This is a genomic window from Pseudomonas sp. HN2 (assembly GCF_020736465.1).
Classification (GTDB): domain Bacteria; phylum Pseudomonadota; class Gammaproteobacteria; order Pseudomonadales; family Pseudomonadaceae; genus Aquipseudomonas; species Aquipseudomonas moraviensis_A.
On sequence record NZ_CP085885.1, the window covers coordinates 4,636,374 to 4,662,650 of the forward strand.

Annotated in this window: 20 protein-coding genes, 1 tRNA gene and 2 pseudogenes; 18 read left to right on the top strand and 5 right to left on the bottom strand. The window is 60.3% G+C overall.

Annotation, left to right across the window (positions count from 1 at the left end; all coding sequences use genetic code 11):
- Positions 1-60 precede the first annotated feature (60 nt).
- The 5 genes and pseudogenes from LIS66_RS20555 (at position 61) to LIS66_RS20570 (ending at position 5,077) form a co-directional block, all read left to right on the top strand.
- Complete coding sequence (locus LIS66_RS20555) at positions 61-657, top strand: biliverdin-producing heme oxygenase (RefSeq protein WP_083353432.1); 597 nt, start codon at positions 61-63, stop codon at positions 655-657.
- A gap of 164 nt (positions 658-821) precedes the next feature.
- The gene (locus LIS66_RS20560) at positions 822-1,232 is read left to right on the top strand and encodes a YbaN family protein (RefSeq protein ID WP_227972947.1); all 411 of its coding nucleotides are present in this window, start codon (positions 822-824) and stop codon (positions 1,230-1,232) included.
- A 441-nt stretch (positions 1,233-1,673) separates the two neighbouring features.
- Positions 1,674-2,633: pseudogene (locus LIS66_RS28040) on the top strand (chemotaxis protein); the annotation flags it as partial.
- A 378-nt stretch (positions 2,634-3,011) separates the two neighbouring features.
- Positions 3,012-3,539: pseudogene (locus LIS66_RS28045) on the top strand (methyl-accepting chemotaxis protein); the annotation flags it as partial.
- A gap of 188 nt (positions 3,540-3,727) precedes the next feature.
- A complete protein-coding gene (locus LIS66_RS20570; protein WP_227972949.1) occupies positions 3,728-5,077 on the top strand; it encodes a CoA transferase in 1,350 nt (449 codons plus the stop codon).
- A gap of 193 nt (positions 5,078-5,270) precedes the next feature.
- On the opposite strand, the gene arcD (LIS66_RS20575) is transcribed toward LIS66_RS20570, so the two are convergent.
- A complete protein-coding gene (gene arcD / locus LIS66_RS20575; protein WP_227972950.1) occupies positions 5,271-6,698 on the bottom strand; it encodes an arginine-ornithine antiporter in 1,428 nt (475 codons plus the stop codon).
- A gap of 437 nt (positions 6,699-7,135) precedes the next feature.
- Here arcD (LIS66_RS20575) and arcD (LIS66_RS20580) point away from each other — a divergent pair, with 437 nt between their 5' ends.
- From arcD (LIS66_RS20580) to LIS66_RS20640, 13 genes are all read left to right on the top strand, one after another.
- On the top strand, positions 7,136-8,563 hold the full coding sequence (gene arcD / locus LIS66_RS20580) for an arginine-ornithine antiporter (RefSeq protein ID WP_065616731.1): 1,428 nt from the start codon (positions 7,136-7,138) through the stop codon (positions 8,561-8,563).
- Between the two features lie 35 nt (positions 8,564-8,598).
- Positions 8,599-9,855: an arginine deiminase gene (arcA, locus tag LIS66_RS20585; RefSeq protein WP_123418871.1), complete on the top strand. Its 1,257-nt coding sequence runs from the start codon at positions 8,599-8,601 to the stop codon at positions 9,853-9,855.
- Positions 9,856-9,924: 69 nt separating this feature from the next.
- Complete coding sequence (locus tag LIS66_RS20590; RefSeq protein WP_041479782.1) at positions 9,925-10,935, top strand: ornithine carbamoyltransferase; 1,011 nt, start codon at positions 9,925-9,927, stop codon at positions 10,933-10,935.
- A 151-nt stretch (positions 10,936-11,086) separates the two neighbouring features.
- Complete coding sequence (gene arcC / locus LIS66_RS20595; protein WP_016770621.1) at positions 11,087-12,016, top strand: carbamate kinase; 930 nt, start codon at positions 11,087-11,089, stop codon at positions 12,014-12,016.
- Between the two features lie 62 nt (positions 12,017-12,078).
- On the top strand, positions 12,079-12,441 hold the full coding sequence (locus LIS66_RS20600; RefSeq protein WP_227972951.1) for a DUF5064 family protein: 363 nt from the start codon (positions 12,079-12,081) through the stop codon (positions 12,439-12,441).
- A 262-nt stretch (positions 12,442-12,703) separates the two neighbouring features.
- Positions 12,704-14,212 (top strand): sigma-54-dependent transcriptional regulator, encoded by a 1,509-nt coding sequence (locus LIS66_RS20605; protein ID WP_227972952.1) that lies wholly within the window; start codon positions 12,704-12,706, stop codon positions 14,210-14,212.
- A gap of 433 nt (positions 14,213-14,645) precedes the next feature.
- Positions 14,646-15,029 (top strand): glycine cleavage system protein GcvH, encoded by a 384-nt coding sequence (gcvH, locus tag LIS66_RS20610; RefSeq protein ID WP_042607278.1) that lies wholly within the window; start codon positions 14,646-14,648, stop codon positions 15,027-15,029.
- 11 nt (positions 15,030-15,040) lie between these two features.
- On the top strand, positions 15,041-17,893 hold the full coding sequence (gene gcvP / locus LIS66_RS20615) for an aminomethyl-transferring glycine dehydrogenase (protein WP_227972953.1): 2,853 nt from the start codon (positions 15,041-15,043) through the stop codon (positions 17,891-17,893).
- Positions 17,894-18,093: 200 nt separating this feature from the next.
- On the top strand, positions 18,094-19,470 hold the full coding sequence (locus LIS66_RS20620) for an L-serine ammonia-lyase (RefSeq protein ID WP_227972954.1): 1,377 nt from the start codon (positions 18,094-18,096) through the stop codon (positions 19,468-19,470).
- Positions 19,471-19,594: 124 nt separating this feature from the next.
- Positions 19,595-20,736 (top strand): IS3 family transposase gene (locus LIS66_RS20625; protein WP_371919907.1). Its coding sequence is split into 2 segments (ribosomal slippage): positions 19,595-19,856 and positions 19,856-20,736, totalling 1,143 coding nucleotides; the frame shifts between segments, so codons are not numbered across the junction.
- 146 nt (positions 20,737-20,882) lie between these two features.
- On the top strand, positions 20,883-22,007 hold the full coding sequence (gene gcvT, locus LIS66_RS20630; RefSeq protein ID WP_227972955.1) for a glycine cleavage system aminomethyltransferase GcvT: 1,125 nt from the start codon (positions 20,883-20,885) through the stop codon (positions 22,005-22,007).
- Positions 22,008-22,410: 403 nt separating this feature from the next.
- The gene (locus LIS66_RS20635; RefSeq protein ID WP_003227496.1) at positions 22,411-22,623 is read left to right on the top strand and encodes a cold-shock protein; all 213 of its coding nucleotides are present in this window, start codon (positions 22,411-22,413) and stop codon (positions 22,621-22,623) included.
- A gap of 97 nt (positions 22,624-22,720) precedes the next feature.
- Positions 22,721-23,209, top strand: coding sequence for an RDD family protein (locus tag LIS66_RS20640; RefSeq protein WP_064365005.1), 489 nt, complete (start codon positions 22,721-22,723; stop codon positions 23,207-23,209).
- Positions 23,210-23,344: 135 nt separating this feature from the next.
- On the opposite strand, the gene nadA is transcribed toward LIS66_RS20640, so the two are convergent.
- From nadA to queE, 4 genes are all read right to left on the bottom strand, one after another.
- Positions 23,345-24,403 carry a quinolinate synthase NadA gene (gene nadA, locus LIS66_RS20645; RefSeq protein WP_042607283.1) on the bottom strand — a complete coding sequence of 353 codons (1,059 nt, stop codon included), beginning with the start codon at positions 24,401-24,403 and terminating at the stop codon, positions 23,345-23,347.
- 270 nt (positions 24,404-24,673) lie between these two features.
- Positions 24,674-24,749: transfer RNA gene (locus tag LIS66_RS20650), tRNA-Lys, on the bottom strand.
- A 62-nt stretch (positions 24,750-24,811) separates the two neighbouring features.
- Positions 24,812-25,504, bottom strand: coding sequence for a 7-cyano-7-deazaguanine synthase QueC (queC, locus tag LIS66_RS20655; protein WP_039758175.1), 693 nt, complete (start codon positions 25,502-25,504; stop codon positions 24,812-24,814).
- A gap of 1 nt (position 25,505) precedes the next feature.
- Complete coding sequence (gene queE, locus LIS66_RS20660) at positions 25,506-26,153, bottom strand: 7-carboxy-7-deazaguanine synthase QueE (protein WP_042607284.1); 648 nt, start codon at positions 26,151-26,153, stop codon at positions 25,506-25,508.
- Positions 26,154-26,277: the final 124 nt, after the last annotated feature.

The following is a 26,277-nucleotide window of genomic DNA, read 5'->3' on the forward strand; positions in this document are numbered from 1 at the left end:
ACTGTCCGGCGCCCGCCCGTACGTCTTGTTATCAAGCGCCTCATTTATCAAGGACACCCCATGACTGCCTCGGAAAAAGCCCTGCGTTCGCAACGCTTGAACCAGATCACCCATGAGCCGCACAGCAAACTCGATGCGCTGGTCAAAGCCCACGCGCCCTTCGAAACCCGCGCCAGCTTCGCCCGATTCGTTGTTGCGCAATACCTGTTCCAGGCGGAACTGGTCGAGCTGTACAACGACGCTGAACTGACTGCGATCGTCCCTGACCTGCCGGCCCGTTGCCGCGCCGAAGCGGCCAAGGCTGACCTCGCCGACCTCGATACCGACGTCCCGGCCCCAGTGGCTGGCGCGTTGAAAAACCCGAGCAAGGCGCGGGCGCTGGGCTGGATCTTCGTGTCGGAGGGTTCCAAACTCGGCGCGGCGTTCCTGATCAAGCGCGCCGTGGCGCTCGAGCTGAGCGAAACCTTCGGCGCCCGGCATTTGGCTGAACCGCAAGGTGGCCGCGCCGAGGGCTGGAAAAGCTTCGTACGCACCCTCGACGCTTTGCCGTTCACGGCAGAGGAAGAGGCCGAAGTGGAGCAAGGCGCGCTGGACGCGTTCAACCGCTTCACCGTGCTGCTGGAACGGGCTTATGCGACAGAAGCCGAACCTGCCTGACACACCGCCATTTCCCTCTGTAGGAGTGAGCCTGCTCGCGATAGCGTCCTTTCATTCAACATCGATGTCGACTGATACATTGCTATCGCGAGCAGGCTCACTCCTACAGGGGGCTGCGTAAGTCTGTAAGATCCCCGTTCCGCTCCAGAAGCCACCTCGAGCCCATGCCCGCACCCGCCTCTTCGAAACTCGCCCGTCTGCTGTTCGCCCTGCTGGCCTATGTCAGCCTCGGCATTGGCCTGATCGCCATCGTCGTGCCCGGTCTGCCGACCACCGAGTTCATCCTCCTTGCCGCGTGGGCCGCGACCCGCAGTTCGCCGCGCCTGAGTGCCTGGCTGGAAAACCATCGTCTGTTCGGGCCGATCCTCAGTAACTGGCGCAACGGCAAGATCATCGCGCGCAAGGCCAAGGTCAGTGCCACCGTGAGCATGCTGCTATGCGCAACATTGATGCTGGTGCTGCTCGATCACGGCTGGCCGATTTATCTGGCAATGGTCGGCATGGGCCTGGGCAATCTGTGGATCTGGTCGCGCCCGGAAGCGCCCGCTGCTGTCGCGAAACATCCCTGTAATTAAAGATTTTTCAGCACTTCCCCCTGCGCAAACGTTTAGCGGCGACCGTCTGTCGGCGGGCGCCTCATGCCGTCTCGCTCGACGCCGATGAGCATTGAATGGCGCTGAATGGATTTGGCAAACCGGGCTGCGGCCCAGGCCACCTGTCTATTTCATTCGCGAGATCGCCCCATGTTCGACGCTCTGTCCATTCGCCTGAAAATCGTCCTGCTCTCCGGCCTGTGCCTGCTCGGAGTGGTGGCGCTGATTGTCAGCATGAACATCTACCAGACCAACCAGAACGACGAACTGGTCAGTCAATCCAGCAACCAGTTGCTCACCGCCAGCGTGCAGAACCTGCTGCAGGCCAAGGCCGCCGAGCAGGCAGTGCGGGTGCAGAAAACCTTTGGCGAAAGCCTGCTGGTGGTCACCGCCCTCGCCGACCAGATCAAGGATCTGCGGACGATGGCGGCCAAGCGTTCACTCGAACCAGGCGCGGTTCGTGAAGAGTTGAACCAGAGCCTGAAAACCGCGTTCGAGCGCAACGATAAAGTCCTCGGTATCTGGCTGGCCTTCGAACCCAACGGCCTCGACGGCAAGGACAGCGAGTTCGCCAACGACGCCGCGCGGCAGTCCAACGAGGCTGGGCGCTTCGCTTCCTACTGGAGCCGTGCCGCCGGCGGCGCGCTGAATACGATCATGGTCGAAGATGACCTGACCAAGACCACCCTCAGCGTCAGCGGCACGCCGTACAACAGTTGGTACACCTGCCCTCGCGACAACAAGCGCACCTGCCTGCTCGACCCGTATGCCGACACCGTCGGTGGCAAGGAAATGCTCATGACGACCATTTCCGTGCCAGTGATGGTCGACGGCAAAGCGATCGGCGTAGTCGGTGTCGACATTGCCCTCGACGCGCTGCAAGCCGCCGCCGTCGACTCGCAACGCAGCCTGTTCAACAACGCCGGGCATATGCTGATCGTTTCCGGCAGCGGCGTGCTGGCGGCCGACAGTGCTGACGCGACGCGGGTCGGCAAAAAGATCAGTGACACCCTCGGCGCGGACGGCAAGGATGTTCTGCAACTGGTCGGCAGCGGCACGGCGAAAATTCTTGAACAGGGGGAGCTGATTCGCGCGGTTTACCCGGTCGATCCGATCGGCAATTCGCGGGCGTGGGGCGTGGTCATCGACCTGCCCAAACAAGTGCTGCTGGCTGACTCGGTGAAGCTGCAAGCGGTGCTGGATGATGCGCAGGAAACCGGCGTGATCACTGCTCTGCTGGTCGCCGTGGTGGCCGGTCTGGTCGGCCTGCTGCTGATCTGGCTCACCGCCTCCGGGGTCACCCGTCCGATCAACAGTGTCGCCGAAATGCTGAAGAACATTGCCAGCGGCGAAGGCGATCTGACCCAGCGTCTGAACTACAGCAAGAAAGACGAATTGGGCGAGCTGGTGAACTGGTTCAACCGCTTTCTCGACAAGCTGCAGCCGACCATCGCGCAGATCAAACAGAGCATCACCGAAGCCCGTGGCACGGCTGATCAGTCTTCGGAAATTGCCCGGCAGACCAGCGAAGGCATGCAGGTGCAGTTCCGCGAAATCGATCAGGTCGCCACCGCGTCCAACGAAATGAGCGCCACCGCCCACGATGTCGCCGACAGTGCCTCGAACGCCGCCAATGCGGCCAAAGGTGCCGACCAGTCGGCCAAGGACGGTATGGCGATCATCGAGCGCAGCACCCGCGACATCAATCAACTGGCCGATGAAGTCAGCAAAGCGGTGACCGAAGTCGAAGCGCTGGCGGTCAACAGCGAGCAGATCGGCTCGGTGCTGGAAGTGATCCGCAGCATCGCCGAACAGACCAACCTGCTGGCCCTCAACGCTGCTATCGAAGCCGCCCGCGCCGGCGAAAGCGGTCGCGGTTTTGCCGTGGTCGCTGACGAGGTGCGCAACCTGGCCAAGCGCACGCAGGATTCGGTGGAAGAAATCCGCGTGGTCATCGAGCGCATCCAGACCGGCACCCGTGGCGTGGTCGCGACCATGCACTCGAGCCAGACCCAGGCGCACAACAACGCCGGGCAGATCCGCCAGGCGGTCGATGCATTGGGCAAGATCAGCGACGCGGTGACGGTGATCAGCGACATGAACCTGCAGATCGCCAGTGCTGCCGAAGAGCAGAGCGCAGTGGCCGAAGAGGTCAACCGCAACGTCTCGGCGATTCGCACCGTGACCGAAACCCTGACCGAACAAGCCACGGAATCAGCGGCGATCAGCAGCCAGCTCAACAGCCTGGCGAGCCAGCAGATGAAATTGATGGATCAGTTCCGCGTGTAACAATCCAGCATAAATCCCTGTGGGAGCGAGCCTGCTCGCGAAGAGGTCGTCATATCCAACATCAGTGTTGACTGACACGACGCCTTCGCGAGCAGGCTCGCTCCCACAGGGAACGGGTCCACATCCTGGTTTCATCTAAACCGCGATTTTTTTGCACTATCATCCCCCTCTCGCTCAGGAGGGCTTCGATGACTGATCTGCTTACGTCCATCCAGACCGCACTCGACCTGCCGCGCACGCCAATCCCCTTCAACGGTGACGGCGCGCTGCCCTCGGCGTTCGCGGTCACCGAGCTGGCCTGCGCCAGCATCGCCGCTGCCGGGCAAGCGGTCAGCGAATTGCTCCACCAGCAGACCGGTGACATGCCCGCCGTTGCGGTCGATCGACGTCTGGCCTCGTTCTGGTTCTCCACCTCGCTGCGCCCGATCGGCTGGCAAGTGCCGCCGCTGTGGGATCCGGTCGCCGGCGACTATGCCACCCGGGACGGCTGGATCCGCCTGCACACCAACGCCCCGCATCACCGCGCCGCCGCTGAACGGGTGCTTGGCGCCTGCGCCGACCGTGCAGCAATGGCGGCGAAAGTTGCGCAATGGGCAAGTACGGATCTGGAACAAGCGGTGGTCGACGCCCAGGGTTGCGCCGCTGAAATGCGCAGTTGGGCGCAGTGGCAGCAGCACCCGCAAGGGCTGGCAGTGAATGCTGAGCCGTTGGTGCATTTCATTGCGCAGACAGACGAGCACCGTGCCGAATGGCAAGGTTCGATCGCGCGACCACTGGCCGGGATCAAGGTGCTCGATCTGACCCGCGTGCTCGCCGGCCCCACCGCCAGCCGCTTGCTCGCCGGGCTGGGCGCCAATGTGCTGCGCATCGATCCGCCGAGCTGGAACGAACCCGGTGTGGTTCCGGAAATGACCGTCGGCAAACATTGCGCGCGGCTGGACCTGCAGACTCCGGCGGATCGCGCAGTGTTCGAAGGTTTGTTGCAAGACGCCGACATCCTGCTGCACGGCTATCGTGCCGACGCTCTGGAACACCTCGGCTTTGGTGTTGAGCGCCGTCGACAACTGGCGCCCGGTCTGATCGATGTCTGCCTCAACGCCTACGGCTGGAGCGGCCCGTGGCAGAACCGCAGGGGCTTCGACAGCCTGGTGCAGATGAGCAGCGGCATCGCCGAGGCCGGACAGCGCTGGAAGCACAGCGATAAACCGACGCCGTTGCCAGTGCAGGCGCTGGATCATGCGACCGGGTATCTGATGGCGGCGAGTGCGATCAGGCTGCTGACTGAACGCCTGGCCAACGGTCGCGGCGGGGCGGCGCGGCTGTCGCTGGCGCGCACGGCGAAGCTGTTGGTCGAGCATGGGCCGGGGACGCTTGATCCGCTGCGGGCCGAAAACGCGCTGGATCAGGATTCGGCAATTGAACACACCGCGTGGGGCCCGGCGCGGAGGTTGCGCGTGCCGGTGCAGATCAGCGGGGTGGCAGTGCGGTGGGATTTGCCGGCGACGGAGTTGGGCTCGTATCCTGCGCAGTGGCTCTAGAAGAAGCCCCTCACCCCAGCCCTCCTGGAGGGAGAGGGGGCCGACCGAGGGGTCTTGCGCTATACGTCGACCTGAAAAACCAGTCGATTATGGATTCGGTCAAGGTCTTTCACGTCGGCGTAATTCGCCAATATCCCCCGGTCGGCCCCCTCTACCTCAGGCAGAGGGCTGGGGTGAGGAGCTGCTTTTCAGATCACAACGCCAACACCCCGCTATACAACCCATACGCCGCCAGCCCCGCGCCAATCACCACGCAGGCAAAAATCCCTTTCTCCACCGTGGTAAAAACCGGCTGGCCCTGTTCATGCTTGGCCTTGGCAAACAGAATCACCCCGGGGGCATACAACAGCGCCGACAGCAGCAGATACTTCACCCCGCCGGCGTACAACAGCCACACCGCGTAAATCAGTGCGATGCCGCCAATCAGCAGATCCTTGGTGCGTTCGGCCGAGGCGTGTTCGTAGGTTTCACCGCGCCCGCTGAGCAGCACCGCGTAGGCCGCCGACCACAGATACGGCACCAGAATCATCGACGAGGCCAGATAGATCAGACTGGTGTAAGTACCCGCCGAGAACAGCGTGATCAGCAGGAAAATCTGGATCATCGCGTTAGTCAGCCACAGCGCGTTGACCGGCACGTGATTGTTGTTTTCCTTCTTGAGGAACGCCGGCATGGTTTTGTCCTTGGCCGTGGCGAAGAGGATTTCTGCGCACAGCAGAGCCCACGACAGCAACGCGCCCAACAGGGAAATCGCCAGCCCGACGCTGATCAGCAACGCGCCCCACGGCCCGACGATGTGTTCGAGCACCGCCGCCAGTGAAGGATTCTGCAGATTGGCCAGTTCCGGCTGGCTCATGATCCCCAGCGACAGCACATTGACCAGCACCAGCAGCGCCAGCACGCCGATGAAACCGATCACCGTGGCGCGGCCGACATCGCTGCGTTTTTCCGCCCGCGCCGAATACACACTGGCGCCTTCGATGCCGATGAACACGAACACGGTGACCAGCATCATGTTGCGCACCTGGTCCATCACCCCGCCGAAGTTCGGGTTGCTGCGGCCCCAGATGTCGCGGGTGAAGATGTCCGCCTTGAACGCCACGGCAGCGATGACGATGAACATGATCAGCGGTACGACCTTGGCCACGGTGGTCAACTGGTTGATCAGCGCCGCCTCCTTGATTCCGCGCATCACCAGAAAGTGCACCGCCCACAACAGTACCGAGGCGCAGCCGATGGCGATCGGCGTGTTGCCCTGGCCGAACACCGGAAAGAAGTAGCCGAGGGTGCTGAACAGCAAGACGAAATAACCGACGTTGCCCAGCCAGGCGCTGATCCAGTAACCCCAGGCCGACGAAAAGCCCATGTAATCGCCAAACCCGGCCTTGGCATAGGCATAGACGCCCGAGTCCAGCTCCGGTTTGCGATTGGCCAGGGTCTGAAAGACGAAGGCCAAGGTCAGCATGCCGATCGCGGTAATGCCCCAGCCAATCAGGATCGCCCCGGCATCGGCGCGCGCCGCCATGTTCTGCGGCAACGAGAAAATCCCCCCGCCGATCATCGAGCCCACCACCAGAGCGATCAACGCACCAAGGCGCAGCTTTTGCGTCGGTTGCGACATGCAGATCTCCTTGAACAAGCCGCTGTTATTTATTTGTAACAACAGCTGACTAAAAGCCTAAGAGTAGATGACGTTTATCAGGTAATGCATAGGCGAGCACATTTATATATAGCGGATGACGATAACGCGTAGCACGTTAAGTCAGTTTTGTGCGCTGATCCTGATAATTCGATTCTGTACTGAAAACAGATGACGGACATTTGCCAAACCCGCAAAAGCAACTAGCGTCATAGTTCGAAAGCATTAATAGCTATTCCCAATTGCATTAGCGAAAAGGCTCTGTCGCGGGCCTTTCAGAGCACAGCGTTATGCCCGCAACGGGTGGATAAGTCATTCATTAACAATGGAATGTGGCCATGCACTGATCCAAGTCAGCTATTCGAACAGACAACGGTACTAGGCTGTGAGCTCTCCTTTCCTGCAATGGAGTCATGCAAATGTCTGAAGCGCCCGGAAAACTAAGACTCGGTGCACTGGTTGCACTGGTAGTCGGTTCAATGATCGGTGGCGGGATATTTTCGTTGCCGCAAAACATGGCCGCCAGCGCCGACGTCGGTGCCGTGCTGATCGGCTGGGCCATCACCGCCGTCGGCATGCTCACCCTCGCTTTCGTCTTTCAGACCCTCGCCAATCGCAAGCCTGACCTGGACGGCGGGGTCTACGCCTACGCCAAGGCCGGATTCGGCGACTACATGGGCTTCTCGTCTGCCTGGGGTTACTGGATCAGCGCCTGGCTGGGCAACGTTGGCTACTTCGTTCTGCTGTTCAGCACCCTCGGCTACTTCTTTCCGATCTTCGGCGAAGGCAACACGCCGGCGGCGGTGATCGGCGCGTCCTTGCTGCTGTGGGGCGTGCACTTCCTGGTGCTGCGCGGAATCAAGGAAGCGGCGTTCATCAACCTGGTGACCACGGTCGCCAAGGTCGTGCCGCTGCTGCTGTTCGTGCTGATTGCGGTCTTCGCGTTCAAACTGGACATCTTCACCGCCGACATCTGGGGCGTGAAAAACCCGGATCTGGGCAGTGTGATGAACCAGGTGCGCAACATGATGCTGGTCACCGTCTGGGTGTTTATCGGCATCGAAGGCGCGAGCATCTTCTCCGCCCGCGCCGAGAAACGTTCGGATGTCGGCAAGGCCACCGTGATCGGCTTCATCACCGTGCTGCTGTTTCTGGTGCTGGTGAACGTGCTGTCGCTGGGCATCATGACCCAGCCGGAACTGGCGAAACTGCAGAACCCCTCGATGGCCGCCGTGCTTGAACACGTGGTCGGGCACTGGGGCGCGGTGCTGATCAGCGTCGGTCTGATCATTTCGCTGCTGGGCGCGCTGCTGTCATGGGTGCTGCTGTGTGCGGAGATCATGTTCGCCGCCGCCAAAGACCACACCATGCCGGAGTTCCTGCGCAAGGAAAACGCCAACCACGTGCCGGTCAACGCGCTGTGGCTGACCAATGCCATGGTGCAGATTTTCCTCATCATCACGCTGTTCTCGGCCAGCACGTACCTGTCGCTGATCTACCTCGCCACCTCGATGATTCTGGTGCCCTACCTGTGGTCGGCGGCCTATGCCCTGCTGCTGGCGGTGCGCGGCGAGAGCTACGAAGGGTTTGCCGCCGAGCGGCGCAAGGATCTGATCATCGGCGGTATCGCCCTGATCTATGCGGTGTGGTTGTTGTACGCCGGCGGGGTCAAGTACCTGCTGCTGTCGGCCCTGCTTTATGCGCCCGGTGCGATCCTGTTCGCCAAGGCCAAGCTGGAACTCAAACAACCGGTTTTCACCAACGTCGAGAAGCTGATTTTCGCCGCAGTGGTCGTGGGCGCCGTGGTGGCGGCCTACGGTCTCTACGATGGCTTCCTGACGCTGTAACCCCTGATTGATCTGTCATCTGGAGGAACACAGAAATGACCACGGAAAAAGTGAAGTACGGCGTCCACTCCGAAGCCGGGAAACTGCGTAAAGTCATGGTTTGCTCCCCAGGTCTGGCCCATCAGCGGCTGACCCCGAACAACTGCGATGAACTGCTGTTCGACGACGTGCTGTGGGTGGCACAGGCCAAGCGCGACCACTTCGACTTCGTCACCAAGATGCGCGAACGCGGCATCGACGTGCTGGAAATGCACAACCTGCTGACCGACATCGTCGCCATTCCCGAAGCCCTGGACTGGATTCTTGAGCGCAAGGTCACCGCCGACTCGGTGGGCCTGGGCCTGATCAGTGAGGTCAAATCCTGGCTGAAAAGCCTTGAGCCACGGCACATCGCCGAATTCCTGATTGGCGGCGTCTCGGCCGATGATCTGCCGGACAGCTTCGGTGGCAAGACCATCCAGATGTTCCGCGACTTCCTCGGCCACTCCAGCTTCATCCTGCCGCCGCTGCCGAACACCCAGTTCACCCGCGACACCACCTGCTGGATCTACGGCGGCGTGACGCTGAACCCGATGTACTGGCCGGCGCGCCGTCAGGAAACCTTGCTGACCACCGCCATCTACAAATTCCATCCGCAGTTCACCAACGCCGAATTCGAGATCTGGTACGGCGACCCGGACAAGGACCACGGCAACTCCACCCTCGAGGGCGGCGACGTCATGCCGATCGGCAACGGCGTGGTGCTGATCGGCATGGGCGAGCGTTCATCGCGGCAGGCCATCGGCCAACTGGCGCTGAACCTGTTCAACAACAAAGCGGTGGAAAAAGTCATCGTCGCCGGCCTGCCGAAGTCCCGCGCAGCAATGCACCTGGACACCGTGTTCAGCTTCTGCGACCGCGACCTGGTGACGATCTTCCCGGAAGTGGTCAACCAGATCGTCGCCTTCACCCTGCGTCCTGACGAAAGCAAACAGGGTGGCATCGACATCCGCCGCGAAGAAGGCAGCTTCCTCGACACCGTCGCCGCTGCGCTCAACCTGCCGAAACTGCGCGTGGTGGAAACCGGCGGCAACAGCTTCGCCGCCGAACGCGAGCAATGGGACGACGGCAACAACGTGGTGGCGATGGAACCCGGCGTGGTCATCGGCTACGACCGCAACACCTACACCAATACCCTGCTGCGCAAGGCCGGCGTGGAAGTCATCACCATCAGCGCCGGCGAACTCGGTCGCGGCCGTGGCGGCGGCCACTGCATGACCTGCCCGATCGTGCGTGACCCAATCGACTACTAAACCTCTGAGCCCTGGCCGGCACTTACCCAGTGCGGCCAGGGGGATAACCGACACCGAAGGAGATCCATCATGGCTTTTAACATCCACAACCGTAATTTGCTGAGCCTGGAACACCACACCCCTCGCGAATTGCGTTACCTGCTCGACCTGTCCCGCGATCTCAAACGCGCGAAATACACCGGCACCGAGCAGCAACACCTGAAGGGCAACAACATCGCCCTGATCTTCGAAAAAACCTCGACCCGCACCCGTTGCGCCTTCGAAGTGGCGGCCTACGACCAGGGCGCCAACGTCACCTACATCGACCCGAACTCCTCGCAGATCGGCCACAAGGAAAGCATGAAGGACACCGCCCGCGTGCTCGGGCGCATGTACGACGCCATCGAGTACCGTGGCTTCAAACAGGAAATCGTCGAGGAACTGGCCAAGTTTGCCGGTGTGCCGGTGTTCAACGGCCTGACCGATGAATATCACCCGACCCAGATGATCGCCGACGTGCTGACCATGCGTGAGCACGCCGACAAGCCGATCCACGAAATCAGCTACGCCTACCTCGGCGATGCGCGCAACAACATGGGCAACTCGCTGTTGCTGATCGGCGCCAAACTCGGCATGGATGTGCGCATCTGCGCGCCAAAAGCCCTGTGGCCACTGGACGATCTGGTAGCGCGCTGCAAAAAATACGGTGAGGAAAGTGGCGCACGCATCACCCTCACCGAAGATCCGAAGGAAGCGGTCAAAGGCGTCGACTTCATTCACACCGATGTCTGGGTATCGATGGGCGAACCGGTGGAAGCCTGGGCCGAGCGCATCCAGCAGCTGCTGCCGTATCAGGTCAACGCCGAGCTGATGAAAGCCACCGGCAACCCGCGCACCAAGTTCATGCACTGCCTGCCAGCGTTCCACAACAGTGACACCAAGGTCGGCAAACAGATCGCCGAACAATATCCGCATCTGAAAAACGGCATCGAAGTGACCGACGACGTGTTCGAGTCGCCGGCCTGCATCGCCTTCGAGCAAGCGGAGAACCGCATGCACACGATCAAGGCGATCCTGGTCTCGACCCTGGCTGATCTCTAAGAGCGGCACCGCTCCATGTAGGAGTGAGCCTGCTCGCGATAGCGGTCTGACATTCAACATTAATGTCGACTGATGCTCCGTCATCGCGAGCAGGCTCACTCCTACAATTGATCGAGTCGTTTGCCACTCCTCTGCTTAGAAGGATTGCACCATGCGTATCGTCGTAGCCCTGGGCGGTAACGCCCTGCTCCGCCGTGGTGAGCCGATGACCGCTGACAATCAGCGCGCCAACATCCGCATCGCCACCGAGCAAATCGCCAAGATCCATCCCGGCAACCAACTGGTCATCGCCCACGGCAATGGCCCGCAAGTCGGCCTGCTGTCGCTGCAAGCGGCGGCCTATACGTCTGTCACTCCGTACCCGCTGGACGTGCTCGGCGCCGAAACCGAGGGCATGATCGGCTACATCATCGAACAGGAACTGGGCAATCTGCTCGACTTCGAAGTGCCGTTCGCCACCCTGCTCACCCAGGTCGAAGTCGACGCCAACGACCCGGCCTTCAAGAACCCGACCAAGCCGATCGGCCCGGTGTACGAAAAAGCCGAAGCGGAAAAACTCGCCGCCGAAAAAGGCTGGGCAATTGCTGCCGACGGCGACAAGTTCCGCCGTGTCGTCGCCAGTCCACGGCCGAAACGCATCTTCGAAATCCGCCCGATCAAGTGGCTGCTGGACAAGGGCAGCATTGTGATCTGCGCCGGTGGCGGCGGCATTCCGACCATGTATGACGAACAGCGCAATCTCAAAGGCATCGAGGCGGTAATCGACAAGGACCTGTGCTCGTCGCTGCTCGCCGAGCAACTGGAAGCCGACCTGCTGGTGATCGCCACCGACGTCAACGCGGCGTTCATCGACTACGGCAAACCCACCCAGAAAGCCATCGCCGAAGCCCACCCGGACGAACTCGAACGCCTCGGTTTCGCCGCCGGTTCCATGGGGCCGAAGGTGCAGGCAGCTTGCGAGTTCGCACGCCATACTGGCAAGGTCGCGGTGATCGGTTCGCTGGCCGATATCGAAGCCATCGTCCAGGGCACCGCCGGTACGCGGGTCAGCACGGCGAAGCCGGGGATCAGCTACCGATAACAATAAACGCCGGAGCAGGCACAAGACCTGCTCCGCTCCCATGCCTTGAAAGGAGTAGCTCAATGGCCCAATTCGAACCCGGTCATCTGCATATCGAGCGGCACGCGTTGACCGACGATGACGTCAATTACAACGTGCATCTGGACTATGAAGTGTTCACCGATCCGCAGAAAGGCAAAGGGATTCAGTTCAACCTGCATGGCAGCATGCAGGGCAAGGACATGAAGGAAACGTTTTTCCTGCCTAAGGAGGAGGCCTACAACTTCGCCCGTGACGTGACCCGGATCGCCGAGAAGTACGGAATCCCCAAGACCCACAGCCAGATCGGCTCGGTGCACAAGCATTACGACCTGATGTTCGAAGACATTCGGCAGAAGTTGAATATGCAGTCAGGGGATCCGGTCAATCTCGAGCATTTCGAATAAAAATCCAAAGCCCCTCACCCTAACCCTCTCCCAGAGGGAGAGGGGACCGATTGGGGGATGCTGCAGCATTGCGTCGACCTGATCCTGCATCACTGAATCCATAATCGCCCGGTACTTTCAGGTCGATGCATAACCCCAGACACCTCGGTCGACCCCCTCTCCCTCCGGGAGAGGGCTGGGGTGAGGGTGCTTTTGCTTTCACCTCTCTTCAAGCCCAAGGCATACTTGCCCCCCTCCGCTCTGCAGATCACTGAACCGCCCCATGCGTATCCACGTCAGCTTCATCGACCGCGTCGGCATCACCCAGGAAGTCCTGGCTATCCTCGGTGGGCGCAATCTCAATCTGGATGCGGTGGAGATGATCCCGCCGAACGTCTACATCGACGCGCCAACCCTGAGCCCGCAAGTGCTCGAAGAGCTGAAAGATGCGCTGTTTCGGGTGCTCGGCGTGGTAGCGGTAACCGTGGTCGATATCCTGCCCGGCCAGCGTCGGCATTTGCAGCTCGATGCCCTGCTCGCGGCGATGACCGATCCGGTGTTGGCCCTAGATAGCGCCGGCAAGGTGCTGCTGGCCAACCCGGCGTTGATCGCGTTGTACGGTCGCGAACCCGCTGGCGAAAGCGTGTCGGCGCTGTTCAATGATCCCGGCCTGCTCGGCACCCTGCTGGAAAACGGCTTCCGCCTGCCGCTGCGCGAGATCACCGTCAACGGCCAGACGCTGTTGCTGGATGCCACGCCGATCACCGACGCCGGCGCCCTGCTGACCCTCTATCAGCCGAACCGCATCGGCGAACAGCTCTCGGCGCTGCATCACGACCACGCCGAAGGCTTCGACGCGCTGCTCGGCGAATCCCCGGCGATCCGCACCCTCAAGGCCCGCGCGCAAAGGGTCGCGGCGCTTGACGCACCTTTATTGATTCAAGGCGAAACCGGTACCGGCAAAGAACTGGTCGCCCGCGCGTGCCACGCGATCAGTGCGCGGCACAGCGCACCGTTTCTCGCCCTGAACTGCGCGGCACTGCCGGAAAACCTCGCCGAAAGCGAACTGTTTGGCTACGCCCCCGGTGCTTTCACCGGCGCCGCGCGTGGCGGTAAACCGGGGCTGATGGAACTGGCCAATCAGGGCACGGTGTTTCTCGATGAGATCGGCGAGATGTCACCGTACTTGCAGGCCAAGCTCCTGCGTTTCCTGAACGACGGCAGCTTCCGCCGCGTCGGCGGTGATCGTGAAGTGAAGGTCAACGTGCGCATCCTCAGCGCGACCCACCGCGATCTGGAAAAAATGGTCAGCGAAGGCCTGTTCCGCGAAGACCTGTTCTATCGCCTCAACGTGCTCAACGTCGAAGTGCCGCCGCTGCGTGAACGCGGCCAGGACATTCTGCTGTTGGCGCGGTATTTCATGCAGCAAGCCTGTGCGCAGATCCAGCGCCCGGTCTGCCGCCTGGCGCCGGGGACTTATCCGGCGCTGCTCGGCAATCTCTGGCCGGGCAACGTGCGGCAACTGCAGAACGTGATTTTCCGCGCGGCAGCGATTTGCGAGAGCAGCCTGGTCGATATCGGCGACCTCGACATTGCCGGCACCTCAGTGGCGCGCCAGGCCGACACCGACGTCGACAGTCTTGAACAAGCCGTCGAGTCCTTCGAGAGAGAGCTGCTGGAAAAGCTCTACGTCAGCTACCCCTCGACCCGGCAACTGGCGAGCCGCTTGCAAACTTCGCATACCGCCATCGCCCATCGATTGCGCAAGTACGGCATTCCCAATAAACCCTGACTCATTGCCGCTCCCCCTTGTAGGAGTGAGCCTGCTCGCGATAGCGGTTTAGTCAATTAATTTGTCGTCTGCCACACCGCTATCGCGAGCAGGCTCACTCCTACAATGATTTGTGACGGATTCGAAATCTGTTCAAAAGCGACCTTCACCTGTACCGAAAGCGCTACAGCGGAACGATATCGCTACACCCGCCTATGACCTGTGCTGCGCAACGCTTTGATCCCGCTCAGCTTTTCTCCTCGCCCCAAGCTGTAGCGATTTCGCTACAACAGCGATATCCCGAGAAGTGCGAAAATCAGCCAACCCATTGATTTACATCGACAAATTAACCTTGGCCGCATTCTTGCTACCTGTCTCCTCATCTATGAGGGCTTCCACGCCCCAAGCTTTCCACCGCGTCCACCAGACGCGTCTGGCCCCCTGAGGAGTTTCCATGAGCGAGTTGCGTTTTACTGAAGATCACGAATGGCTGCGCACCGAAGCCGACGGCAGTGTCACTGTCGGCATCACCGCGTTTGCGCAGAACGCCCTGGGCGACGTGGTGTTCGTGCAACTGCCTGAGCTGCAGGCTTACGAAAAAGGCGCCGAAGCCGCCACCGTGGAATCGGTGAAAGCCGCCAGCGGCGTGTACATGCCGCTCGACGGCGAAGTACTGGCCGTCAACCCGGCTCTGGAAAACGCTCCTGAGCTGGTCAACGAAGATCCGCTGGGCGAAGGCTGGTTCTTCCGCTTCCAGCCAAGCGACGCCGCCGCTGTCGGCCAACTACTCGATCAAGACGCTTACGACCGTCTGATCAAAGCCCAAGCCGAAGCCTGAGGAATTACGCCATGAGCCAGATCAATCTCGGCACCGCCAACGAATTCATCGCCCGTCACATCGGCCCGCGCGCCGGTGACGAGCAAGCCATGCTCAACAGCCTCGGCTTCGACTCGCTTGAAGCGCTGAGCGCCAGCGTCATCCCGGAAAGCATCAAGGGCACCAGCGTGCTCGGCATGGACGACGGCCTCAGCGAAGCCGACGCCCTGGCGATGATCAAATCCATCGCCGGCAAGAATCAGCTGTTCAAAACCTACATCGGCCAGGGCTACTACAACTGCCACACGCCGTCGCCGATCCTGCGCAACCTGCTGGAAAACCCGGCCTGGTACACCGCTTACACCCCGTATCAGCCAGAAATTTCCCAGGGCCGTCTCGAAGCGCTGCTGAACTTCCAGACCCTGATCAGCGACCTCACCGGCCTGCCGATCGCCAACGCCTCCCTGCTCGACGAAGCCACCGCCGCTGCCGAAGCCATGACCTTCTGCAAACGCCTGAGCAAGAACAAGGGCAGCCACCAATTCTTCGCCTCGATCCACAGCCACCCGCAAACCCTCGACGTGCTGCGCACCCGTGCCGAGCCGCTGGGCATTGAAGTTGTAGTGGGCGATGAGCGCGAGCTGACTGACGTGACGCCGTTCTTCGGCGCGCTGCTGCAATACCCGGCGAGCAACGGTGATCTGTTCGACTACCGCGAACTGACCGAACGCTTCCACGCCGCCAACGCTTTGGTCGCCGTGGCCGCTGATCTGCTGGCCCTGACCCTGCTCACCGCACCGGGCGAATTCGGCGCCGACGTGGCGATCGGTTCAGCGCAACGCTTCGGCGTGCCGCTGGGCTTCGGTGGCCCGCACGCCGCTTACTTCTCCACCAAAGATGCGTTCAAGCGTGACATGCCCGGCCGTCTGGTCGGTGTCTCGGTTGACCGCTTCGGCAAGCCGGCCCTGCGTCTGGCGATGCAGACCCGCGAGCAACACATCCGCCGCGAAAAGGCCACGTCGAACATCTGCACCGCGCAGGTGCTGCTGGCCAACATCGCCAGCATGTACGCCGTCTACCACGGCCCGAAAGGCCTGACCCAGATCGCCAACCGCGTGCACCACCTGACCGCGATTCTGGCCAAGGGCCTGAGCGCACTGGGCGCTAACGTCGAACAAGCCAGTTTCTTCGACACCCTGACTGTAGCCACCGGCGCACACACCGCCGCGCTGCACGACAAGGCGCACGCTGCGCAGATCAACCTGCGCGTGGTCGACGCTGAACGTCTGGGCCTGTCGGTCGATGAAACCACCACCCAGGCTGATATCGAAACCCTGTGGGGCCTGTTCGCCGACGGCAAGACCCTGCCGGACTTCGCTGCACTGGCTGCTTCGGTGCAGAGCACCATCCCTGCTGCGCTGGTACGTCAGTCGCCGATCCTCAGCCACCCGGTGTTCAACCGCTATCACTCGGAAACCGAGCTGATGCGCTACCTGCGCAAACTGGCGGACAAAGACCTGGCGCTGGATCGCACCATGATCCCGCTGGGCTCGTGCACCATGAAACTCAACGCCGCCAGCGAAATGATTCCGGTGACCTGGGCCGAATTCGGTGCGCTGCACCCGTTCGCCCCGGCCGCGCAAAGCGCCGGTTACCAGCAACTGACCGATGAACTGGAAGCGATGCTCTGTGCCGCCACCGGTTACGACGCGATCTCGCTGCAACCGAACGCTGGTTCGCAAGGTGAATACGCAGGTCTCCTGGCAATCCGCGCCTACCACCAGAGCCGTGGCGATGAGCGCCGTGACATCTGCCTGATCCCGTCGTCGGCCCACGGCACCAACCCGGCTACCGCGCAAATGGCCGGCATGCGCGTGGTCGTCACCGCGTGCGATGCCCGTGGCAACGTCGACATCGAAGACCTGCGCGCCAAAGCCATCGAGCACCGTGAACACCTCGCTGCATTGATGATCACTTACCCGTCGACCCACGGCGTGTTCGAAGAAGGCATCCGCGAAATCTGCGCGATCATTCACGACAACGGCGGCCAGGTGTACATCGACGGCGCCAACATGAACGCCATGGTCGGCCTCTGCGCCCCGGGCAAGTTCGGCGGCGATGTCTCCCACCTGAACCTGCACAAAACCTTCTGTATCCCTCACGGCGGTGGCGGCCCGGGCGTCGGCCCGATTGGCGTCAAATCGCACTTGACCCCGTTCCTGCCAGGCCACGGCCAGATGGAACGCAAGGAAGGCGCGGTCTGCGCAGCACCTTTCGGCAGCGCAAGCATTCTGCCGATCACCTGGATGTATATCCGCATGATGGGTGGCGCCGGTCTGAAGCGCGCTTCGCAACTGGCGATCCTCAATGCCAACTACATTTCCCGTCGTCTGGAAGAGCACTACCCAGTGCTGTACACCGGCAGCAATGGTCTGGTGGCGCACGAATGCATCCTCGATCTGCGTCCGTTGAAAGACAGCAGCGGCATCAGCGTCGATGACGTCGCCAAGCGCCTGATCGACTTCGGCTTCCACGCGCCGACCATGTCGTTCCCGGTCGCTGGCACGCTGATGATCGAGCCGACCGAAAGCGAATCCAAGGAAGAACTGGATCGCTTCTGCGACGCCATGATCCGCATCCGCGAAGAAATCCGCGCAGTGGAAAACGGCACCCTGGACAAGGAAGACAACCCACTGAAAAACGCCCCGCACACCGCAGCGGAACTGGTCGGCGAGTGGACTCACCCGTACAGCCGCGAGCAAGCGGTGTACCCGGTCGCCTCGCTGATCGAAGGCAAATACTGGCCGCCGGTCGGCCGGGTCGACAACGTCTTCGGTGATCGCAACCTAGTGTGCGCCTGCCCATCGATCGAAAGCTACGCTTAACCGTATAGGGGGATCAGTTGCACCGATCCCCCACACGCCGCAGCCCCCTGTAGGAGTGAGCCTGCTCGCGATAGCGGTGGATCAGCCGACTCAATTGTTATCCGACATACCGTTATCGCGAGCAGGCTCACTCCTACAGGGGAATGTGGTCAGCCGCACGAACCTGCCAATCCCCATAACAAGAAACCGGAGAACCACTCATGTCGTTAAGCGTGTTCGACCTGTTCAAGATTGGCATCGGTCCCTCCAGTTCCCACACCGTCGGCCCGATGCGCGCGGCGGCGCGGTTCGCCGAAGGTCTGCGCCGTGAAAACCTGCTGTCGGCCACCGCCAGCGTGCGCGTCGAGCTGTACGGTTCGCTGGGCGCTACCGGCAAAGGTCACGGCAGCGACAAAGCCGTGTTGCTCGGCCTCGAAGGCGAGCACCCGGACACGGTCGACACCGAAACCGTTGCCGCGCGCCTGCAGGAGATTCGCGGCAACGGCCGGCTGAATCTGCTCGGCGAGCACAGCATTGCGTTCAACGAAAAAGAACATCTGGCAATGATCCGCAAGCCGTTGGCCTACCACCCCAACGGCATGATCTTTCGCGCCTTCGATGCGGCGGCAATTCAGATTCGCAGCCGCGAGTACTATTCGGTCGGCGGTGGTTTTGTTGTCGATGAAGATGCCGCCGGTGCCGATCGCATCGTCGAAGACGCCACGCCGCTGACTTTCCCGTTCAAAAGCGCCAAGGACTTGCTGGGCCATTGCAGCACCTACGGGCTGTCGATCAGTCAGGTGATGCTGACCAACGAAAGCGCCTGGCGCCCGGAAGCCGAGACTCGCGCCGGCCTGCTGAACATCTGGCAAGTGATGCAGGACTGCGTGGCTGCGGGCTGCAGAAACGAAGGCATTTTGCCCGGCGGTCTGAAGGTCAGGCGCCGGGCCGCCGCGCTGCATCGGCAATTGTGCAAGAACCCGGAGTCGGCCCTGCGTGATCCGCTGTCGGTGCTTGACTGGGTCAACCTTTATGCACTGGCGGTCAACGAAGAAAACGCCAACGGCGGACGCGTGGTTACCGCGCCCACCAATGGCGCGGCGGGAATCATTCCGGCGGTGCTGCATTACTACATGCGTTTTATCCCCGGGGCGAATGACGACGGCGTCGTGCGTTTTCTGCTGACCGCTGCCGCTATCGGCATTCTCTACAAGGAAAACGCCTCGATCTCCGGCGCCGAAGTCGGCTGCCAGGGTGAAGTCGGTGTGGCCTGTTCGATGGCAGCCGGCGCCCTGTGCGAAGTGCTCGGGGGCAGCGTGCAGCAAGTCGAGAACGCCGCGGAAATCGGCATGGAACACAACCTCGGCCTGACCTGCGACCCGATCGGCGGCCTGGTGCAAGTGCCGTGCATCGAGCGCAACGCGATGGGCTCGGTGAAAGCCATCAACGCGGTGCGCATGGCCATGCGTGGCGACGGTCAGCATTTCGTCTCCCTCGACAAAGTCATCCGCACCATGCGCCAGACCGGCGCCGATATGAAAAGCAAATACAAGGAAACCGCCCGCGGCGGTTTGGCAGTCAACATTATCGAATGCTGATCACGAACCAAGCCAAACGAAATTGACCACCTCTCCCCTAGGGAGAGAAACGTAATTTGATCTGGCTTAATGATTCTGGACACCCCTAAAGGGCGGTAATCTACGCCCATAGACGAGGTGTGATTTGACCAGACGATATTTTTCGACAGATTTCAAACGGGATGCGGCTTGCCTGGTTTTGGATAAAGACTATTCGGTGAGTGAAGCCTGCGAAGCAATGGGCGTGGGCCCTACAGCTCTGCGTCGCTGGGTTGAGCAACTGCGTGCGGAGCGCAGCGGCAAGACGCCTGAGAAGTCCAAGGCCATGACCGTTGACCAACAACGCATCCAAGAACTGGAAGCAACAATTCGACGGATTGAGCGCGAGAAGGAAATTTTAAAAAAGGCTACAGCTCTCTTGATGTCGGATTCCCTCGATCGGTAAGGCTGGTCGAGGAGTTAAGCGAGCAATATTCAAGATCCGAGTTGTGCGTTGTATTTGGAATCAACCGCAGCAGTTATTACGAGCGTCTGAAACAGCGGGCGAAAGTAGATGACGGGCGCAATCGCCTAAAGATCAAAGCTGCTGAATTACATGAGCAAAGTCGCGGCTCAATGGGCGCGCGCAGCCTGTCAAAGGCGCTATGTAACGAAAAAGAGTCGGTGGGTCGTTACATGGCTCGTAGCCTGATGCGCGAGCTCGGGTTGAAGAGTCAGCAACGGCGCAGGCATCGTTACAAACCCAGCGGTGCGGAGGCGCAATACGCCCCCAATCATTTGGAGCGTAAATTCAATGTCGAGGTCCCCAATCGAGTGTGGTGTGGCGACGTGACTTACATTTGGGCCGGTACTTACTGGGTTTATCTGGCTGCTGTACTTGATCTGCATGCCCGGCGCATCGTCGGCTGGGCGATGTCCAGAAGTCCGGATTCAGCTCTGACCTGTCGAGCGTTAAAGATGGCTTTCGAGTCGCGAGGACGCCCTGAAAACCTAATGTTCCATTCGGATCAGGGCTGTCATTACAGCAGTAAAGTATTTCGTGAAATGCTGGCGGACATGCGCATAAAACAAAGCATGAGTCGACGAGGAAACTGCTGGGATAACGCCCCGATGGAGCGTTTCTTTGGCAGTTTGAAATCTGAATGGATACCCAAGGCTGGCTACCGAAACGAAGATGAGGCTAGTACCGATGTGTTGCGCTACCTGACCCATTATTACAATCGGATCAGGCTGCACAGTCACAACGGATATCGGACTCCGGTAGCAATGGAAGCCTTGGCAGCATGAGAAATGACCTAAACCCTATAACCGTGTCCAGTATCGTTTGACCAGAACAATTAGCCCCCTCTCCCTCTGGGAGAGGGCTGGGGTGAGGGGCTTTTGATCTTGATCTTGCTTCTTACCCCCAAACTCTAATTTCCAAGGAGCTACGCATGTCCACCGAAACCCTGTCGAAAACCCCGCTGCACGCGCTGCACCTCGAACTCGGCGCGCGCATGGTGCCGTTCGCCGGCTACGACATGCCCGTGCAATACCCGCTCGGCGTGATGAAAGAACACCAACACACCCGCGACCAGGCCGGGTTGTTCGACGTCTCGCACATGGGCCAGATTCGCCTGACCGGTGCCAACGCTGCCAAAGCCCTGGAAACCCTGGTACCGGTCGACATCATCGACTTGCCGGTGGGCATGCAGCGTTATGCGATGTTCACCAACGAAAGCGGCGGCATCCTCGATGACCTGATGGTCGCCAACCTCGGCAATGACGAGCTGTTCCTGGTCGTCAACGCGGCCTGCAAGGATCAGGATCTCGCGCATCTGCACAAACAGATCGGCGATCAGTGCACCATTACGGCGCTGTTCGAGGAGCGCGCCCTGCTCGCCTTGCAAGGTCCGGCAGCGGTAACGGTGCTGGCGCGCCTTGCGCCGGACGTGGCGAAGATGACCTTCATGCAGTTCAAACGTGTGTCGTTGCTCGGCATTGATTGCTTTGTCAGCCGTTCGGGCTACACCGGTGAAGACGGTTTCGAAATCTCGGTACCGGCTGCCGAAGCGGAAAAACTCGCCCGCGCCCTGCTCGCCGAACCTGAAGTCCAGGCCATCGGCCTCGGCGCGCGCGATTCGCTGCGCCTCGAAGCCGGGCTGTGCCTGTACGGCCACGACATGAACACCGAAACCACACCAATCGAAGCCAGCCTGCTCTGGGCGATTTCCAAGCCACGCCGCGCCGATGGCGCACGGGCCGGCGGTTTCCCCGGCGCGGAGCAGATTTTCGCTCAGCAACAGAATGGCGTCGCACGCAAACGCGTGGGCCTGCTGCCACAGGAGCGCACCCCGGTGCGTGAAGGTGCAGAAATCGTCAACGAGGCTGGCGAGATCATCGGCAGTGTCTGCAGCGGCGGCTTCGGTCCGACTCTGGGCGGGCCGTTGGCAATGGGTTACCTCGACAGTGCTTACGTAGCGCTCGAAACGCCCGTGTGGGCCATTGTCCGTGGGAAAAAGGTGCAGATGCTTGTAAGCAAAATGCCATTTGTTCCACAACGCTACTATCGTGGTTGATCGACTGTTTCTATAAGTAACGCGATTGCGTTATGCGTGCACTAATGTGTAACGCAATCGCCATAAAACAGTGCGTTTTTTAACATCCGAGTGAAATATGATCGTTGCTTATAACGTTTATAAAAAACAGAACCAGACAATCGTCTAAGCCCGGACTAGTGAGCTGACTAACAGCCGTTCAGAGCAGTAAAACCGGGGCCTTCGCGGGGCTTGTTTTTTCTCCCGTAGTTGGCGTAGAGTTTGTCCACTGTGTTTGCATGGGTCAGCTTGGAATCGTGACCTGGGCAGTAGCCTACAAGTTAGCTACATCCCGCTCGACGTCTTCTTACTCCTTGCAACCAGCTCCAGTACTCTTTCATGTGAAAGGGGCTGTCATCAATTTATGCGTCAAAGGAAATAAGAAATGTCCACACGTCAGAGCGGTACCGTCAAGTGGTTTAACGACGAGAAAGGTTTTGGTTTTATCACTCCAGAAAGCGGTCCGGATCTGTTCGTACATTTCCGCGCCATTCAGGGCAACGGCTTCAAAAGCCTGAAAGAAGGCCAGAAAGTGACTTTCGTTGCTGTGCAGGGCCAGAAAGGCATGCAGGCTGACGAAGTACAAGCAGAAGCCTGATCTTCTGATACGAAAAAGCCCCTGATATTGATATCAGGGGCTTTTTTGTGCGCGCTAATCCGTAAAATGGCGCTTCCATTCGCGTCCCGAGGCTGCCATGTCGAAAAACCTGCTCACGCCCCAAGGGGACTTCCCTCCTGTCGCGCTTGGTCGTCGTCTGGCGGCGATGTTCTACGACTTCCTGCTGTGCACCGCCCTGCTGATCGTCACTGGCTTCATCTACAAGTTGATCCAGGGCGCGATCATCGGCGAAGAACGCCTGCGGGCAATGACCGATGCTGGCCAGCTTGACGGTGATCCGCTCTACTCCACAGTGCTGCTGTTGGTGTTGTTCGGCTTCTTCGCCAAGTTCTGGACCCATGGCGGGCAGACCCTCGGCATGCAGGTCTGGGGCATTCGCGTGCAGAACGCCAACGGCACAGCGATCAGCCTGTGGCAGGCGCTGTTGCGCTTTATGGTGTCGATTGCGTCGTGGCTATGTATCGGGCTGGGATTCTTCTGGTCGCTGTTCGACAAGCAGAAGCGCACGTGGCATGACATTTATTCGGATACCCGCGTGGTGCGGATCCCGAAAAAGGCCAAATAACTTCCAGACACCGAATACCAATGTAGGAGTGAGCCTGCTCGCGATAGCGGTGTGTCAGTCAACGTATCGCTGACTGACACACCGCTATCGCGAGCAGGCTCACTCCTACAGGTTTTGTGTTGTATCTGAAAGGTTTTAGGCGTTACCGGCCAATTTCATCCGCGCTGCCTGGGTGAAGTCCAGCATGCGCTTCAACGGGCGGATCGCCTGCGGGATCAGCGCCGGATCAACGAAGATCTCGTTCGTGCCCTCCTTCAGGCTCTTGAGCGTGCGCTCAAGGGTGTTCATGGCCATCCAGGGGCAATGCGCGCAACTGCGGCACGCCGCGCCGTTGCCGGCGGTAGGCGCCTCGATGAAGACCTTGTCCGGGCACAGCTGCTGCATCTTGTAGAAGATGCCGCGGTCGGTCGCCACGATGAAGGTCTTGTTCGGCAGGCTCTGTGCGGCTGCGATCAACTGACTGGTGGAACCGACGGCGTCGGCCAGCTCGATCACCGATGTCGGCGACTCCGGGTGAACCAGAATCGCCGCGTCCGGGTACAACGCCTTCATGTCTTCGAGCTGCTTGGACTTGAACTCTTCGTGAACGATGCAGGCACCGTCCCAAAGCAGCATGTCGGCGCCGGTCTTGCGCTGAATGTAAGTGCCCAGGTGCTTGTCCGGGCCCCAGATGATCGTTTCGCCGTTGTCCATCAGGCTTTCGACGATTTCCAGTGCGCAGCTCGACGTCACCACCCAGTCAGCCCGCGCCTTCACGGCGGCGGAGGTGTTTGCGTAAACCACCACGGTGCGCTCCGGATGCTGATCGCAGAACGCCGAGAACTCGTCGACCGGGCAACCCAGGTCCAGCGAGCAGGTCGCCTCCAGGGTTGGCATCAGCACGCGTTTTTCCGGGTTGAGAATTTTTGCCGTCTCGCCCATGAACTTCACGCCGGCGACCACCACGGTCTTGGCCGGGTGGGCGTTGCCGAAGCGGGCCATTTCCAGGGAATCGGAAACACAGCCGCCGGTTTCTTCGGCCAGGGCCTGAATCACCGGATCGCAATAGAAGTGGGCCACGAGCACCGCGTCCTGAGCCTTGAGCTCGGCGGCGATGGCGGAACGGTAGTAGGCCTCTTCCTCTGCCGTCAGCGGTTTGGGCTGCTTGGCGTCGAGGTGGGCTTGAACCAGAAGGCGTTCGGAAATCTGCGTCATGTTCGCAAGACCTGCAGGCGCATTCGCGCGAAAGTCGAGTATACACCCGGCTCCGGACCGCTAGAGGTACCGCCGGGAGAGTGAGTATCATCAGGCACGGACAGCGTTGAAGCTGCGCAAGGCTACAGAATATCCCGTTGATACAAAAGATGATTCTGACCTGTGTCAGGCACGGCGGCGCTGAAACACAACGCAGCCGAATCGCAGGCAAAAAAAAACCCGGAAATCCTCACTTTCGTGGGCCTTCCGGATTTTCTAAACCGCCAAATATGGTGGGTCGTGTGGGATTCGAACCTACGACCAATTGGTTAAAAGCCAACTGCTCTACCAACTGAGCTAACGACCCGCTGTGTTGTGGCGCGTATAATACTGATTTTTAAGGACTATTCAACACCTTTTTGAAAATAATCAAAAATAAGGGGTTGGATCGTCCACACCAGCTGCCGCGAAGCCTTCTGCACGCAGGCGGCAGCTGTCGCATTTGCCGCACGCGCGCCCGTCATCGTCTGCCTGGTAGCAGGAAACCGTCAGGCCATAATCCACGCCCAGCTTCACGCCGGCCTGGACGATCTGCGCCTTGCTCAGGTTCTGCAACGGTGCCTGAATCCGGAAGCCGTTGCCCTCCACGCCCGCCTTGGTCGCCAGATTGGCCATGCGCTCGAACGACTCGATGAACTCGGGACGGCAATCCGGGTAGCCGGAATAATCCACCGCGTTGACGCCGATGAAGATGTCGCGGGCGCCGAGCACTTCCGCCCAACCCAATGCCAACGACAGGAACACGGTATTGCGCGCCGGCACGTAAGTCACCGGAATGCCTTCGCCCAGCTCCTCCGGGATGTCGATACTGGTGTCGGTCAGGGCCGAACCGCCCATGCCATTGAGATTCAGGCCAATGACCTTGTGCTCGACCACGCCCAGATCACGAGCAACGCGGGCGGCGGCATGCAATTCGGCATGCGAGCGCTGACCGTAATCGAAACTCATGGTGTAGCAGGCGTAGCCTTCGGCGCGGGCCATCGCAACGACGGTGGCCGAGTCGAGGCCGCCTGACAGCAGGATGACCGCACGTTTTTCGGTAGTGTTCAGTTGCTCAGTCATCTCAGCGCCCCGGTTCGTCGTTCCAAAGATATTTATGCAGCTGCAATTGCAGGCGTACCGGCAGATTGTCCGCCACCACCCAGTCTGCCAGCTCGCGAGCATTGAGGTCATGGTGGCTTGGAGAAAACAGCACTTCGCCGGCACGCTGGTCGAGACCGTACTGGATCAGCTTGGAGACCGCCCAGTCATAGTCCTCCCGCGAGCAGATGACAAACTTCACCTGATCGTTGCGGGTCAGCAGTTCGATGTTCTCGTAGCGGTTGCGATGCGCTTCTTTCGAGCCTGGGGTCTTCAGGTCAACCACGCGACTGACGCGTGAATCCACCGCCGAGACGTCGAGGGCGCCGCTGGTTTCCAGCGAAACCTCGTAGCCGGCATCACACAACCGTTCAAGCAAAGGAATAGCGTTTGGCTGAGCCAACGGCTCACCGCCGGTGACACAGACGTAGCGCGGGCGAAACCCGGCCACTTGCTCAAGGATGTCGTCGAGGGTGCGGACGGTGCCGCCACTGAACGCATAAGCGCTGTCGCAGTATTGGCAACGCAACGGGCAACCGGTCAGGCGCACGAAAACCGTGGGCAGCCCGGCAGTCCGAGTTTCCCCCTGCAACGAGTAGAAAACTTCGGTGATTCTCAATGTGTCTTGCATAGTCGCCACGGGCGTAACAGCTAAACAGGCTGTCCGCCTCCGTCAGGCACTTCAGGCAATCCCGCCAACGCGTAGACCGCAAGAAGCGTGTTTCAGAAAAAGGGCGTGAATTCTAACGAAAAAA

Bases quoted from the DNA above. Each gene is read 5' to 3' on its own strand.
- LIS66_RS20555 (WP_083353432.1), top strand. From the start codon at position 61: ATGACTGCCTCGGAAAAAGCCCTGCGTTCGCAACGCTTGAACCAGATC.
- LIS66_RS20560 (WP_227972947.1), top strand. From the start codon at position 822: ATGCCCGCACCCGCCTCTTCGAAACTCGCCCGTCTGCTGTTCGCCCTG.
- LIS66_RS20570 (WP_227972949.1), top strand. From the start codon at position 3,728: ATGACTGATCTGCTTACGTCCATCCAGACCGCACTCGACCTGCCGCGC.
- arcD (WP_227972950.1), bottom strand. From the start codon at position 6,698: ATGTCGCAACCGACGCAAAAGCTGCGCCTTGGTGCGTTGATCGCTCTG.
- arcD (WP_065616731.1), top strand. From the start codon at position 7,136: ATGTCTGAAGCGCCCGGAAAACTAAGACTCGGTGCACTGGTTGCACTG.
- arcA (WP_123418871.1), top strand. From the start codon at position 8,599: ATGACCACGGAAAAAGTGAAGTACGGCGTCCACTCCGAAGCCGGGAAA.
- LIS66_RS20590 (WP_041479782.1), top strand. From the start codon at position 9,925: ATGGCTTTTAACATCCACAACCGTAATTTGCTGAGCCTGGAACACCAC.
- arcC (WP_016770621.1), top strand. From the start codon at position 11,087: ATGCGTATCGTCGTAGCCCTGGGCGGTAACGCCCTGCTCCGCCGTGGT.
- LIS66_RS20600 (WP_227972951.1), top strand. From the start codon at position 12,079: ATGGCCCAATTCGAACCCGGTCATCTGCATATCGAGCGGCACGCGTTG.
- LIS66_RS20605 (WP_227972952.1), top strand. From the start codon at position 12,704: ATGCGTATCCACGTCAGCTTCATCGACCGCGTCGGCATCACCCAGGAA.
- gcvH (WP_042607278.1), top strand. From the start codon at position 14,646: ATGAGCGAGTTGCGTTTTACTGAAGATCACGAATGGCTGCGCACCGAA.
- gcvP (WP_227972953.1), top strand. From the start codon at position 15,041: ATGAGCCAGATCAATCTCGGCACCGCCAACGAATTCATCGCCCGTCAC.
- LIS66_RS20620 (WP_227972954.1), top strand. From the start codon at position 18,094: ATGTCGTTAAGCGTGTTCGACCTGTTCAAGATTGGCATCGGTCCCTCC.
- gcvT (WP_227972955.1), top strand. From the start codon at position 20,883: ATGTCCACCGAAACCCTGTCGAAAACCCCGCTGCACGCGCTGCACCTC.
- LIS66_RS20635 (WP_003227496.1), top strand. From the start codon at position 22,411: ATGTCCACACGTCAGAGCGGTACCGTCAAGTGGTTTAACGACGAGAAA.
- LIS66_RS20640 (WP_064365005.1), top strand. From the start codon at position 22,721: ATGTCGAAAAACCTGCTCACGCCCCAAGGGGACTTCCCTCCTGTCGCG.
- nadA (WP_042607283.1), bottom strand. From the start codon at position 24,403: ATGACGCAGATTTCCGAACGCCTTCTGGTTCAAGCCCACCTCGACGCC.
- queC (WP_039758175.1), bottom strand. From the start codon at position 25,504: ATGACTGAGCAACTGAACACTACCGAAAAACGTGCGGTCATCCTGCTG.
- queE (WP_042607284.1), bottom strand. From the start codon at position 26,153: ATGCAAGACACATTGAGAATCACCGAAGTTTTCTACTCGTTGCAGGGG.